This window comes from Pseudarthrobacter sp. HLT1-3 (genome assembly GCF_059383535.1).
In genome coordinates this window covers 209601-222896 of record NZ_JBWZCJ010000002.1, presented here as the reverse complement: position 1 = coordinate 222896, position 13296 = coordinate 209601, and the positions used below count along the sequence as shown (strand labels likewise).

The following is a 13296-nucleotide window of genomic DNA, read 5'->3' as shown; positions in this document are numbered from 1 at the left end:
CCCGGCGTCCGGATCCTGCGGCAAGTGCTTGCTGGTCAGACGGCATGCTTCCAGCGTAGCCGTTCCGCCCAGGGCAGGAGCATAGGGCCGGGCGGATAGACTTGAACCTGCATGTCCGCATGCCGCCGACGCTCGTACCGCAATGATTGGATGCCGCACCCTTGCGTGAATTCACTGCCCGCTTTGCCGCCGCCGAAGAGATCGCCAACTGGGATACCCTTGTCACTGCGAACCCCAATGGCGGCAATCTCCTGCAATCGGAGGCTTTCGCCGAGGTTAAGCAGCACTTTGGCTGGAAACCGCTTCACCTCGTGTACGAGACGGCCGATTACACCAGCTACAACCTCATCCTCGAGAAGTCCTTTCCGTTCCTCGGCAAGCTCTGGTACCTGATCAAGGGCCCGGATGTGGCCTCCGTCGAGGACATCCCCGGCATCGCCGAGGCCAACGCCGAGTTCGTCAAGCGAGCCCGCCTGGGCGTCTTCGCCATCAAGATCGAGCCTGACATCGTGCGCTCCGAGGAAGCCAGCCGCGTGATCGAAGGCGCCGGTCTGGTCAAGACCCACAACCTGCAGCCCAACGACTCGACGGCACTGCTGGACATCTCCCCGGAAGAGAACCAGCTGTTGCGAAACCTGCACTCCCGCGGCCGCAACGCCGTCCGCCGGGCCATCCGCGAGGGAGTGGAAGTGCACCAGGTGGAGCCCACCGAAGAGAACTTCCGCGCCATGTACGCCCTGATGACCGATACGGTGGAAGCCAAGTCCCAGGTCCGGGTCCGTGAATACGAGTACTACCGGCAGTTCTGGACCAACTTCATCAGCCGGGGCCAGGGCCGGCTGCTGTTCGTCTACGAGAATGATGTGCCGTCGGTGGGCGCCTTCGTTATCAACTACGGCCACAAGGGCACGTACAAGGACGGCGGCTCGCTGCAGAAACGCGGCCAGTACGGTGACTCGCACCTGGTGCAGTGGACGGCGATCAGCCAGTTGAAGGCCCTGGGCTGCACCGAATACGACTTCTGCGGCACGCCCCCCAGCGACCAGCTGAAGGACACGTCCAACCCGTTCCACGGGCTGGGCCTGTTCAAGACCAGCTTCAGCAAAAAGGTGACCGACTTCGTTGGTTGCTACGACCAGGTGCTGAGCCCGCTGAAGTACAAGGTCTGGATGGCTGCGGGGGAACGCGTTGCCCGCCAGCTCTACACCCGCCGCACGGGCCAGCAGTTCTACTAATCGGCTGCCACGAAGACTAAGGACGCCGGAATGACCAAGGAACCCGACGGCCGCCAGCGGCCGCACACCAACGCACTGCCCAGGACCGAACCGATGTCGGCTGCGCAGGTGCGGCAGAATGCCGCGGGCAAACGGATGCTGCGCCGGCTCGTCCAAGGCGAGAACCCGCCGACCGCCCCGATGAGTATCGTGGACCGCCTCGCCGGCAGCCCCTACGCCAACCCGATGATCCAGGTGGGCGGGGTGGACGCCTCCGCCCGCAAGACCATCGACTTCGCGCTGCACCTGGCCGAGTCCATGTTCCGGTACGGCGCCGGCGCCCTCGAAGTGGAAACCAGCATCATCGCCATCACGGCCGCGCTGGGCCTGAAGCACATCGAGGTGGACATCACCAACCAGTCCGTTGCCATTAATTACGCACCCAAGGACCAGACTCCCATCTCGCTGCTGCGGGTGGTCCGGTCCTGGACCAACAACTACGCGGGGCTCTCGCAGGTACACCAGCTGGTCACTGAAATTGTGGCCGGCGGCGTGGGCCGCGAGGAGGCGGTGCGCCGGCTCGAGGAGATCACGCGCAGCGCCAAACCGTTCCCGCGCTGGATGGTCACCGTGGCGTACGGGGTCTTCTCCGCCGTCTTCGTCGGTGTACTCGGCGGCGGCCCCGGAGCCTCTGCGGTCGCCTTCCTCTCCAACCTGCTGATCAGCCTGCTGGCACGGCAGTTGGGGCGGTGGCGCACCCCGGACTTCTTCATCACAGCGTCCTGCTCCTTCCTGGTCACCTTCGTCGCACTGCTCCTCTGGCGGTTCGGCGGGCTGGTAGGGATCCAGATCGCCCCCGAGATCGTGGTGGTCGGCGGCATCCTCCTGCTGTTGCCAACCGGGCGCCTCGTCTCCTCGGTTCAGGACGCGATCAACGGATTCCCAGTCACGGCGGCCGGCCGTTTCCTTTCCACCATGCTGACCTTCGGAGCGCTCGTAGCGGGCATTGCAATCGGCTTCGTGGTCGGGGACGTGACCGGTATGGAACGGATCGACGTCACCAAAACATTCCCGCCGGCGTATGACTTATGGGTGCTGGTCATTTTGATCGCCGTCGCGGTGCTGATGATCGGCATCACCGAGCAGACCAGTGTGGCGCTGTTGCTGCCGACCGCTGCCGTGGGCGTGGTGGGCTATCTGGTCCTGATCGGGGCGGATGCCCTAGGCGTCGGGCCCCGTTTTTCCCCCGCGCTGGCCGCCGTCGTCATCGGTTTGCTGGGCCGGGTGGTGGCACTCCGAATGGGAGCTCCGCAACTGGTGGTGGCCGTTCCAGCCGCGCTGATCCTGTTGCCCGGCCTCACCATATTCCGATCCATGTATGTGTTGACGGTGGAGGAATCGGACCTCCTGCTGGGTGCCGGGGGGATGCTGAACGCTGGCGCAATCGTGTTCGGCGTCGCCGCCGGCATCGTGCTCGGCGACACGCTGGCCCGGCCTCTGACCCGCAGCCTGGCCAGCAACGAACGACGGCGGGCACGGCGCCGCTAGACCTGGCCCCTAGATCTTGCCGATGGCCAGCTTTTTCTCGGCCTGGAAATCGTCCTCGACCCGTCCCAACGCCCAGTAGCCGGAGAGCGAGACCTGGGAGCGCTCCAGTCCACGCTGCACGAAGAGCACTTCCCGCAGGCTCTTCATGTAGCCACGCTCGCCGTGCGCAAAGACCTGGACCCGGCCCTCCGGCCAGGGGGTGTCGCGCACCGCGGTGACCAGTAGTTCGCTGGCTCCGGCCGGCACGCCGCCGCGCAGGAGGTAGCGCAGCTCCACACCCGCCGGCGCGGCGATCGCCTGGATGTCGGCGTCGCTGTCCACCTCGAGGAACGCCAACCCGCGGGCATCCGCCGGCAGCGATTCAATCGCGGCGCTGATGGCCGGCAGCGCGGACTCATCGCCCGCGAACAGATACCAGTCCGCTGCCGGTTCCGGGTTGTAGCCTCCGCCCGGGCCGGTGAAGATCAAAGCATCGCCGGGCCGGGCGGAGTTGGCCCATGGTCCAGCAAGGCCTTCGTCGCCGTGGATCACGAAGTCGATGGCCAGCTCCGCGGCGGCCTCGTCGACCCAGCGGACGGTGTAGGTCCGGGTAAGCGGCCACTGATCCCGCGGCAGGGATTCCCGGATGGCGGCGAAATCCAGCGGCTCCGCGTAGTTGACCCCGGGCTGGGGGAACAGGATCTTGACGTACCGATCCACGAAGGCGTTGTTGGCATAGCCCGCGAAGCCCGGGCCGCCGGCAATGATCCGAACCATGTGCGGGGAGAGCTGTTCGCGGCGCAGGACGGTCAGGTTGGTCTGCGGGCGTGATTTCCGGGTGGCCGCGGTGGCAGCTGGGACTGTGGTCATGAAGTCAAGATTAGCCAAGAAGTCTGCGCGGTCCCTGACTGTGAAGCGGCGGAGGAAGCGGCGGCAGTTCCCAATCAACCGTGCCGTCCCCTTGCTCCTGGAGCAGCGCGTTGGCGTGGCTGAATGGCCGGGAGCCAAAGAAACCCCGTGCAGCCGAGAGCGGACTTGGATGGGCGCTGGCGATCACCGGCGCGGTGCCCAGCAGCGGCCGGACGGTCCCGGCATCCTTGCCCCAGAGGACGGCCACGAGCGGCGCGGGGGAGCCGGCGGCGGTGACGCGGTTCGCCACGGCGCTGATGGCCGCGGCCGTGATGGTCTCCCACCCCTTGTTGCGGTGCGAGCCGGCCTCCCCGGACCGGACGCTGAGGACCCGGTTAAGCAGCAGCACCCCCTGGTCCGCCCAGCGGCTGAGATCGCCGTGGATCCGCGGGGGAAGGCCAAGATCGGCGGCGAGTTCTTTGTAGATATTGGCGAGGCTGCGCGGGATGGGCCGCGTGGCGCCGTCCACGGCGAAGGACAGCCCGACGGCATGGCCCGGGGTCGGATACGGGTCCTGGCCCACTATCAGTACCCGGACATCCGCCAGCGGCTGCCGGAATGCCCGGAGCACGTTCGGCGGCGCTGGCAGGACTGCGTGGCCGCCGGCAACTTCCCGGCCCAGGAAAGCAAGGACATCCCGCAGCTGCCGTTCCACCGGCGCCAGCGCCTCGGCCCAGTCCGGAGCAACGAGCTCGTGCAACGGTAGGCGAGCCAGCTCAGCGTAGCCAGCAGCTCCAGCCGACGGGGGCTGCAGCTCGAACAGGGCATCGGAACCAAGCGCGTCAGGGGTAACCACAGGGACCATTCTCGCAGGGTCGCAAATGACAAGCCTGTTATTCGCCCGTAACATGGGAAAGACTTTTGACCGGATCCAGCCAGGGAGTGTGTTGTGGCCGAACAAGCGCAGGAGCACCTGTCGACGACCGAATCGCTGTCCGCCGCGACCGACCCGGAGTCGCCGCTCAGCAGCCGGGACCAGCAGATGCTGGCGCTGGAACGGCAGTGGTGGAAGTACGCCGGAGCCAAGGAACAGGCGATCCGGGAGCTCTTCGACCTCTCCGCGACGCACTACTACCAGATCCTCAATGCCCTCATTGACAACGAGGATGCGCTGGCCCACGATCCGATGTTGGTGAAGAGACTGCGTAGACTACGTACGTCACGCCAACGTGCGCGTACTGCCCGCCGCTTGGGCTCGGACGCGTAAAAAGCAAAACCGGACGTGCGGATCTCCGCGCCGAAGGCAGCGTGCCCAAAATCGTTAGAAATCAGCAAGGACGTCGTTTAACCATGACCAAATACGCTCGGGATGAATTTGATCGGGTCCCGGAGACCTCCACTCGTCAGGGTGTTCACCGGGCAGTCGCCGCATCCCGGAGCCACCGCCGCCGGCTGGTTCCCATCCTGGCGGTCGGCGCCGCAGCGCTGGCCGTCGGCCTCCTGTCCTTCCTGGTTCTGCCCAAACTCGGACTCTCCTCCGCCGGCAGCACCCAGGCGGTATCAGTAGAGCAGGGCGGCAGCAGTGCCGCCGCGTCACCGGCGCCCACAGCCTCCAGCCCCGCACCGGCCAGCCCTGCCGCCAGTGCGGCACCGTCGGCGGCAGCCACGCCATCCGCGGTCGTCACGCCCTCGGCGGTGACCAAGCCCTCGGCGGCAGCCGCCGTCGTCGACAAGGCCCAGCCGGTGGGGGTCTTCAACGCCACCACCACCGCCGGTCTGGCGAACCGCGTGGGCGGAACCGTCTCCAGCGCCGGCTGGACCGTCGGCACGCTCGGGAACTGGGGCGGTGTGGCACAGCAGCGCTCCGTCATCTTCTACGGCGGCGCCGCGCAGAAGGCTAACGCCGAAGCGCTCGGAAAACTCCTGGGCATCACGACCGTGGTTGACTCGGCCGACTTCGAACTGCCCCTCGTCGTGGTGCTGGGCCCGGGCTTCCAGTAGCTCACCCGGTTACGCCTGAATAACTATTGGCAGCCCCGCCCGCCCGGGCCCTGCGCCCCGGCCGGAGGCTGTGGGTACAGTATTTGCGGGCTGCGTTTGCATTCGTTGTCCCGCATCCGTGTCCTGCTGCGTTTTGCATTCCGCGGCCCACATTGTGGTGGCCGCCCGCAGGCCGACTGAAAGGATGGACCCCATGGAACAGGGAACCGTCAAATGGTTCAACGCCGAAAAGGGTTACGGCTTCATCACCGTGGACAGGTCCGGGGACGACGTTTTTGTGCACTGGTCGGCCATCACCGGGGAAGGCTACCGTGCCCTGACCGAGGGGCAGCGCGTAGAACTTGAAATCGGCGAGGGCGAAAAGGGCCCGCAGGCCGAAAGCGTCCGGCCCGCCCCGTGATCTTTTCCCCCGCAGCACATGCACCGCGCGACCCCGCCGTGCAGGCCCCCGCCGCAGCGCACACCGCCCGGCAGGGAGCCGGCAGCGCGGTCCGGCGCGGGGCGGGCGTGCCACGGCCCGGCCGGGCCGTGGCCGTGGCAGTGGTTGCGGCGCTGACCACCACCGCATGCCTGGGGCCAACAGGGGGCGCCCGCGTGCAGCAGGCCGACGCGAGCGGGGACGGCACCCTGCGCATCGGGCTGCTCCTCGACAACACCGGCCCGCAGAACTTCCTCAACGCCCCCCAGCTGGCCGCCGCGAAGCTTGCGGTCAAGGAAATCAACGCCGCGGGCGGCCACAAGGGCAAGCCGGTGGAGCTGCTCCCGGAGACCATCAGCGGCGACACCGCAGCGCAGGCAAAGGCGCTCGTGGCGGCCAAAGCCGACGTCGTCATCGGCCCGACGGATTCCAGCCGTGCGCCCGCCGCCATCGATGTCCTGTCCAACGCCAGGATCGCCATGATTTCCCCCGCAAATACCGCCGGCGGCCTCAGCAGCTACGAGAGCCGCGGCTACTATTTCCGTACCGCGGCAGCCGATGTGGCGCAGGCCCCCGTTCTCGTGAAGCTCGCCAAGGACAGCGGCGCGGCAACCCTTGCCGTGGTCTACGAGGAAGGCAGCCACGGCAAGGACGTGTCCACCGCGGTCGCCGCGGCAGCCAAGGAGTCAGGCGTCGGGACCCTCGCTGTAGCAGGCTTCGCGCCCGGCCAGGCGCAGCAGGCGGCCGCGGCCGCGAAGGCGGCGGCCCCGGACGCCGTCGTGCTGGTTTCCCGCGCAGGTGCCCAGGGCGCCATCGCCGAGCTGAACAACGCCGGACTCGCCGGCTCGAAGCTCATTCTCAGCGACGGTGCGGTCAGCCAATACGGTTCGGGCCTCGGTTCCGGTGCCCTCGACGGTGCACGCGGCATCCTTCCGGGGACATTTGCCTCCGCACACTTCCAGGCCGAACTGGTCGCCGTGGATCCCGGGTTGAAGGACATGACCTTTGCCGCCGAGGCATACGACGCCGTCAACCTCGCCGCCATCGCTGCCGCTGCTGCCCAGGACGACGCCGGAACCTCCATCGCCGCCCGCCTGATCGCCGTCTCCGGCGGCAAGGTCCAGGCTGCCGGCAGCGCAAGCCCCGCCGGCGAAGCCACAGTCTGCAAGAACTACCAGGAGTGCCTCGACGTCATCCGGGCCGGCAAGCAACCCGACTACAACGGGGAATCCGGGCGGATCAGCTTCGACTCCCGCGGCGACGTCAGCAGCGCAAACTACGTTGTCTACCGCTATGGGGCAGACAACAGGGCCACGATGAGCGGCAGCGAAACGGCCAACAGCAGCGGCAGTTAATCGCCCGTAGCGTATTGCGTCGTGCCGCGGGCCGCCAGCGGGCCGAAGCGGCGCCGTCCGGCACGCCCGCTGCTTGCACTCTCCCCGGGGGAGTGCTAATTATTGAGTTAGCACTCCCGAGTATTGACTGCTAAAACAACGCCCGGTTTGCCCGGCAGCGAAGTTGCAGCAGGCGATCCAGGAGCGAAAGAAACACCTGGCTGGGGTGAGATCCTGGCCCGGCGGCATACAGAGGCCGCAGGGCAAGGATCGTCCGTCGCGGGCACCGCAGCAAGGTTCATTCTTAACGACTGTCCCGAAAGGACTACTGCCGTTATGGCCAAGATCATTGCATTTGATGAAGAGGCACGCCGCGGTCTTGAGCGGGGCCTGAACATCCTCGCCGACGCCGTCAAGGTCACCCTCGGTCCGCGTGGACGCAACGTCGTCCTCGAAAAGAAGTGGGGCGCCCCCACGATCACCAACGATGGTGTTTCCATCGCCAAGGAGATCGAGCTGGACGATCCTTATGAAAAGATCGGCGCCGAGCTGGTCAAGGAAGTTGCCAAGAAGACGGATGACGTCGCCGGCGACGGAACCACCACCGCAACCGTGCTGGCTCAGGCCCTGGTCAAGGAAGGCCTGCGCAACGTCGCGGCCGGCGCTGATCCCCTGTCCCTCAAGCGCGGCATCGAAAAGGCTGTCGAAGCCGTCACCCGCGAGCTCCTGGCCTCCGCCAAGGAAATCGAGACCAAGGAAGAGATCGCGGCCACCGCGTCCATCTCTGCCGGTGACAACGAAATTGGCGCACTGATTGCCGAGGCCCTGGATAAGGTCGGCAAGGAAGGCGTCATCACCGTCGAGGAGTCCAACACCTTCGGCCTGGAGCTGGAACTCACCGAGGGCATGCGCTTCGACAAGGGCTACATCTCCGCTTACTTCGTCACCGACGCTGAGCGCCAGGAAACGGTCCTTGAGGATCCGTACATCCTGATCGTCAACTCCAAAATCTCCAACGTCAAGGAACTGGTTGCTGTCCTCGAAAAGGTCATGCAGTCCTCCAAGCCGCTGCTGATCATTGCCGAGGACATCGAGGGCGAGGCCCTGGCCACCCTGATCGTCAACAAGATCCGCGGCACCTTCAAGTCCGTCGCCGTCAAGGCTCCGGGCTTCGGCGACCGCCGCAAGGCGCAGCTCGCTGACATCGCCATCCTCACCGGTGGCCAGGTCATCTCCGAAGAAGTCGGCCTCAAGCTTGAGACCGCCGGCCTCGAACTCCTCGGCCGCGCCCGCAAGGTCGTCGTCACCAAGGATGAGACCACCATCGTCGAGGGCGCAGGTGACGCTGACCAGATTGCTGGCCGCGTTTCCCAGATCCGGGCCGAGATCGAGAACTCCGATTCCGACTACGACCGCGAGAAGCTGCAGGAGCGCCTGGCCAAGCTGGCCGGCGGCGTTGCAGTCATCAAGGCCGGTGCCGCAACCGAAGTTGAGCTCAAGGAACGCAAGCACCGCATTGAGGACGCTGTCCGCAACGCCAAGGCTGCTGTCGAAGAGGGCATCGTCGCCGGCGGTGGCGTTGCCCTGATCCAGGCCGGCGCCAAGGCCTTCGCCAACCTGCAGCTCGAAGGCGACGAGGCAACCGGTGCGAACATCGTCCGCGTTGCCATCGACGCCCCGCTGAAGCAGATCGCCTTCAACGCCGGCCTGGAGCCGGGCGTTGTCGTCGACAAGGTCCGCGGCCTGCCCGCCGGCCACGGCCTGAACGCGGCAACCGGCGAGTATGTCGACCTGCTGGCTGCCGGCATCAACGACCCGGTCAAGGTCACCCGCTCTGCCCTGCAGAACGCGGCTTCCATTGCCGGCCTGTTCCTCACCACCGAGGCCGTTGTGGCCGACAAGCCGGAGAAGAACTCCCCGGCCATGGGCGGCGGCGACGACATGGGCGGCATGGGCGGCATGGGCGGTTTCTAACCACCCCTGCTTCCGGCGCTGAGCAGTTCAGCGCTGAACGTCCAGTTCAACGACGGCGGTCCCTCCTTCGGGTGGGGCCGCCGTCGGCGTTCCCCCAGACACTGAAACACGCCAACTCGACAACGACGGGCGGGGAGGCTAGGTGGGGGAGCCGGACGGGCGATTGGATGGGAGCCGGGTCGGGAGCCGGGCGGTGACATTGGTGGCAGCGCGGTCTGGCAGGATAGTGCAGTGACGATTACAGCGGCAGCCGACGGTTCGGCTTTAGGAAATCCCGGCCCGGCCGGATGGGCCTGGTACGTGAACGACGACTGCTGGCGGGCCGGCGGATGGCCGCACGGCACCAACAACATGGGCGAGCTGATGGCCGTGCTGGATCTCTTCCGCTGCACTGCGCATCTGCCCGGCGAGGATCTGCACATCCTCTGCGACAGCCAGTACGTCATCAACTCCGTCACCAAGTGGATGCCAGGCTGGAAGCGCAAGGGCTGGCGAAAATCCGACGGCAAGCCGGTGATGAATGTCGAGCTGCTCAAGGAGATCGACCAGGAGCTGGACGGCCGTAAATACAAATTCGAGTGGGTGCGGGGCCACGCCGGGCACGACCTCAATGAGGCAGCCGATGACCGCGCCAGGGCCGCCGCCACGGCCTACCAGCAAGGTGTAGCCGTGCGGCAGGGTCCCGGCTTCGGCGCCACGGCCGGCGCAGGTCAGGGGTCCCGGGCCGCAGCGGCAGCCGCATCCGCATCCGCGCCGGCGGCACAACCGGCGGCACAACCGGCGGCACCGCCGGCGCCCCAGGCGGCGGCGCAGTCCTCCCGGCAGCTCTTCGGGGAGCCCACGCTCTTCGACGAGCCCGACCTTTTCAGCGAGCTCGACGAGGACACCACGCCCGCGCCCGGCACCGACGCTAGCCCGGAAGCCATCGTCGAGTCACTGGAACGCGAACTTCTCCGGCCGGAAACGCGCGCCGACCTCGGACGCACCGGCGTGCTGCTGCACCCGGATTTCACTGAAATTGGCAGCTCGGGCCGGATCTGGACCCGGGACGCCATGATGATGTCGCTTGTCGAGGAACCTGCCGGCCCCGCCGAGCTGGAGATCCTGGCCGCGGACCGGCTGGGCGAGGGGACGGTTCTGCTGACGTACCGCAGCCGCACCCGAGCGGGAACGGCCGTGCGCAGCTCCCTGTGGGTCCATGACGGCGCCCAGTGGCGGCTCCGCTTCCACCAGGGCACACCCGAAGCCTGAGCTCGCCTGTGGGCCGTTCAGCGCCCGTCAGCTGAAACGTTGGGTGTTGTGCAGTTCGGCCTGCGCGTAGCTGGCGGCTGCTGAGTCCAGCGCCAGGTTGATCGAGGCCAGGGAGGCCTCGACCTTTCCCTGCGTCAGGGTCCATTCGGAGACGAGGGCCTGGAAGTTGGTGGCGGCCGATCCGCGCCAGGTGGCCTGCAGCTCGTCGAGGCCGCGCTTCATGGCCTGGACGTCAGCGCTGATCCGGTCGACCGTGGCCTTGACGGTCGCTGATTTGAGCTGGAGGAGTTCCGTGTCGACGGAGATGATGCTCATGGGGTGGCCTCTCGACGGTGCCTGGTCCGGACTCTCCGGACCCTCCGAGCGTAGGCAGGCCGGGGGGCCCGGGGAACGGCCGGTTTCCGATATGTGGAAAACCTCCGGGGACCCGGCAGCCGTAAGCCCGGAAGCACGTGACCCCCGGAGGTCCGCGGCCCGGTAGCCCTACGCCCCGTCCGCGTCGGAGCCGGCCCGTGAACGCGAGTCGGCCCGTGAATCGCTGTCTTCGGGGCCCTCGTCCAGGAACGGCAGGCTGACCACGAGAGTGGCGCCGCCGCCGTCGGTTTGCGCGACCCTGACGGTGCCCGAATGCGAGCCGACGATGGCTGCGACGATTGCCAGCCCCAGCCCGCTGCCGCCGGTTTCCCGGGTGCGGGACGTGTCGGCGCGGTAGAACCGCTCGAAGATCCGTGCGGCCTCCTCGTCCGGAACACCGGGACCGTGGTCGCGGACCTCGATGACGGACTGCCGGGTACCGTCCCCGGCGGTCCGGACGCCGACGGCCAGCTCAATGGGCGTGCCGTCCGGGGTGTAGCGCAGGGCGTTGCCCACCAGATTCCCGACGACCTGGCGGAGCTTGGCTTCCTCGCCGAGCACGGGAGCCGGCCCGGGGGGACCGCCGTCGAGACCGGTCAGCACAACGGCGCGGCCGCGGTCGCTCGCCTGCGTGTCCACAACGGCGTCGTTGGCAATCAGCAGCAGGTCGGCCGGCTTCTGCTGCAGCGGCCGCTGTTCATCGATCCTGGCGAGCAGCAAGAGGTCCTCCACCATGGTGCCCATCCGCTTGGCTTCGCTTTCGATCCGGCCCATGGCGGTTGAGACATCCTCCGGCGTGGCCAGCGCGCCGTGCCGGTACAGCTCGGAGAACCCACGGATCGTCACGAGCGGGGTCCGCAATTCGTGCGAGGCGTCCGCGGCGAAGCGGCGCATCCGCTCCTCGGAGGCCATCCGGGCGGCGAAGGCCGTCTCGATGTGGGCGAGCATGGCATTGAGGGAACTGCCCAGCCGGCCCACCTCGGTATGGGGGTTTTCGACTTCGACGCGCCGGGAGAGGTCGCCGGCGGCAATTGCTGCGGCGGTCTTTTCGACCCGGGCCAGCGGCCGGAAGGACCGCGAGATGCTCCAGGTGGCGATGAAAAAGGCCAGGACGAGGGTCAGCAACCCGACACCGACGACCACCAGGACAGCGTGTTCCATCACGGAATCTACCGGCCACAGCGGGAGCCCGATGACCACCACCGAGCTGCGCTGGTTGGTGTCCACGACGTTGAGTGCGACGACCCGCCAGTTGCGCCCGTCCGTGCCTCGGACCTGGAACGGGACCTGCTGGCGGTCCGCGGCTTCCGCGGCACTGATGCCGCTGATGTCCGGGTGGAGTTCCTTGTCGCCGCCGAACGGCATCGGCGGCTGCCCGGGTGTAAAGAGCATCAGCGAGTAGTCGGTGGGGATGCTCTCATTCTGGACCTGCAGCTGGCTGAACGACTGCTGGTGGCGGACCGAGGCGACCGCAGCCCGGAGCTTGTCGTCGACCTGCCCCTGCAGATAGCTGTGCAGCAGGGTCATCGTCCCGGCGCCCGTGGCGGTGAGAGCCACCAGCATCAGGGCGGTCATGATGGCGACGAGCTGCGACCTGAGCGACGCCGACTGCCAGCGCTGGAGCAACAAGGTCAGCGCTTCTCGGCCGTCCGCAGCACATAGCCGACGCCGCGTTTGGTCTGGATCAGGGCCGGGGCATCGGGATCGATGTCCACCTTGCGGCGCAGGTACGAGATGTAGGACTCCACGATCGAGGCATCTCCGCTGAAGTCGTATTCCCAGACGTGGTCCAGGATCTGGGCCTTGGACAGGACCCGGTTGGGGTTCAGCATCAGGTAGCGCAGCAGCTTGAACTCGGTCGGGGACAGCTCGATCACCGTGCCGCCGCGGCGAACCTCGTGGGCGTCGTCGTCGAGCTCCAGGTCATCGACCCGGATGACCGCGTCGTCATCCTGCAGGGGCTGTGTGCGGCGCAGTACGGCGCGGATGCGTGCCACGACCTCGTCGAGGCTGAACGGCTTGGTGACGTAGTCGTCACCGCCGACGGTCAGCCCCATGACCTTGTCTTCGGTGTCATCTTTGGCGGTCAGGAAAAGCACCGGGAAGTGTTTGCCGGCGGCGCGCAGCCGCCGGGTGACGGTGAAACCGTCCATGTCCGGCAGCATGACGTCCAGCACGGCCAGATCAGGGGCGTGGAGGTCGGCGGCGGCCAAAGCCTCGCGCCCGTTGGACGCCGAGACGACTTCGAAGCCGGCAAAGCGCAGGGACGTGGAGAGCAGCTCGCGGATGTTGGGTTCATCATCGACGACGAGCAGCTTGGCTTCGGGACCGTTCTTCTTCATAGTTCCCATCATGCTCCCAGACTCTGGGAGCT

General features: G+C 67.1%; 13 protein-coding genes. 8 read left to right on the top strand and 5 right to left on the bottom strand.

All coding sequences use genetic code 11. The features are described from left to right. Positions 1-161: 161 nt before the first annotated feature. Together AC50X9_RS02740 and AC50X9_RS02735 are read left to right on the top strand one after the other, a co-directional pair. Positions 162-1235, top strand: coding sequence for a lipid II:glycine glycyltransferase FemX (locus AC50X9_RS02740; protein ID WP_494889917.1), 1074 nt, complete (start codon positions 162-164; stop codon positions 1233-1235). A 30-nt stretch (positions 1236-1265) separates the two neighbouring features. Then, on the top strand, positions 1266-2762 hold the full coding sequence (locus tag AC50X9_RS02735; protein WP_494889915.1) for a threonine/serine exporter family protein: 1497 nt from the start codon (positions 1266-1268) through the stop codon (positions 2760-2762). Positions 2763-2771: 9 nt separating this feature from the next. Here AC50X9_RS02735 and AC50X9_RS02730 read toward each other — a convergent pair whose 3' ends face one another. Further along, positions 2772-3611, bottom strand: a complete 840-nt coding sequence (locus tag AC50X9_RS02730; protein WP_494889913.1) for a siderophore-interacting protein — start codon at positions 3609-3611, stop codon at positions 2772-2774. 10 nt (positions 3612-3621) lie between these two features. Next, on the bottom strand, positions 3622-4446 hold the full coding sequence (locus tag AC50X9_RS02725; protein WP_494889911.1) for a uracil-DNA glycosylase: 825 nt from the start codon (positions 4444-4446) through the stop codon (positions 3622-3624). Between the two features lie 93 nt (positions 4447-4539). On the opposite strand from AC50X9_RS02725, the gene AC50X9_RS02720 reads away from it, so the two are divergent. The 6 genes from AC50X9_RS02720 (at position 4540) to AC50X9_RS02695 (ending at position 10568) form a co-directional block, all read left to right on the top strand. Further along, entirely contained in the window at positions 4540-4857 is a 318-nt protein-coding gene (locus tag AC50X9_RS02720; protein ID WP_494889909.1) for a DUF3263 domain-containing protein, read from the top strand. 83 nt (positions 4858-4940) lie between these two features. Next, complete coding sequence (locus AC50X9_RS02715) at positions 4941-5591, top strand: LytR C-terminal domain-containing protein (RefSeq protein ID WP_494889907.1); 651 nt, start codon at positions 4941-4943, stop codon at positions 5589-5591. 184 nt (positions 5592-5775) lie between these two features. Beyond that, complete coding sequence (locus AC50X9_RS02710; RefSeq protein WP_494889905.1) at positions 5776-5991, top strand: cold-shock protein; 216 nt, start codon at positions 5776-5778, stop codon at positions 5989-5991. A 107-nt stretch (positions 5992-6098) separates the two neighbouring features. Further along, positions 6099-7364 (top strand): ABC transporter substrate-binding protein, encoded by a 1266-nt coding sequence (locus AC50X9_RS02705; protein WP_494890186.1) that lies wholly within the window; start codon positions 6099-6101, stop codon positions 7362-7364. Positions 7365-7679: 315 nt separating this feature from the next. Next, complete coding sequence (groL, locus tag AC50X9_RS02700) at positions 7680-9317, top strand: chaperonin GroEL (RefSeq protein ID WP_160667642.1); 1638 nt, start codon at positions 7680-7682, stop codon at positions 9315-9317. Between the two features lie 231 nt (positions 9318-9548). After that, a complete protein-coding gene (locus tag AC50X9_RS02695) occupies positions 9549-10568 on the top strand; it encodes an RNase H family protein (RefSeq protein WP_494889902.1) in 1020 nt (339 codons plus the stop codon). 27 nt (positions 10569-10595) lie between these two features. Here AC50X9_RS02695 and AC50X9_RS02690 read toward each other — a convergent pair whose 3' ends face one another. The 3 genes from AC50X9_RS02690 to AC50X9_RS02680 all read right to left on the bottom strand — a co-directional run bounded on the left by AC50X9_RS02690 (position 10596) and on the right by AC50X9_RS02680 (position 13264). After that, positions 10596-10883 (bottom strand): WXG100 family type VII secretion target, encoded by a 288-nt coding sequence (locus AC50X9_RS02690; protein ID WP_494889900.1) that lies wholly within the window; start codon positions 10881-10883, stop codon positions 10596-10598. A 168-nt stretch (positions 10884-11051) separates the two neighbouring features. Then, the gene (locus tag AC50X9_RS02685) at positions 11052-12548 is read right to left on the bottom strand and encodes a sensor histidine kinase (RefSeq protein WP_494890184.1); all 1497 of its coding nucleotides are present in this window, start codon (positions 12546-12548) and stop codon (positions 11052-11054) included. Between the two features lie 5 nt (positions 12549-12553). Continuing rightward, a complete protein-coding gene (locus AC50X9_RS02680; RefSeq protein WP_494890182.1) occupies positions 12554-13264 on the bottom strand; it encodes a response regulator transcription factor in 711 nt (236 codons plus the stop codon). Between the last annotated feature and the right edge of the window lie 32 nt (positions 13265-13296).

Coding starts and splice junctions, on each gene's coding strand:
- AC50X9_RS02735 (WP_494889915.1), top strand. CDS start 1,266: ATGACCAAGGAACCCGACGGCCGCCAGCGGCCGCACACCAACGCACTG.
- AC50X9_RS02730 (WP_494889913.1), bottom strand. CDS start 3,611: ATGACCACAGTCCCAGCTGCCACCGCGGCCACCCGGAAATCACGCCCG.
- AC50X9_RS02715 (WP_494889907.1), top strand. CDS start 4,941: ATGACCAAATACGCTCGGGATGAATTTGATCGGGTCCCGGAGACCTCC.
- AC50X9_RS02710 (WP_494889905.1), top strand. CDS start 5,776: ATGGACCCCATGGAACAGGGAACCGTCAAATGGTTCAACGCCGAAAAG.
- groL (WP_160667642.1), top strand. CDS start 7,680: ATGGCCAAGATCATTGCATTTGATGAAGAGGCACGCCGCGGTCTTGAG.
- AC50X9_RS02690 (WP_494889900.1), bottom strand. CDS start 10,883: ATGAGCATCATCTCCGTCGACACGGAACTCCTCCAGCTCAAATCAGCG.
- AC50X9_RS02680 (WP_494890182.1), bottom strand. CDS start 13,264: ATGAAGAAGAACGGTCCCGAAGCCAAGCTGCTCGTCGTCGATGATGAA.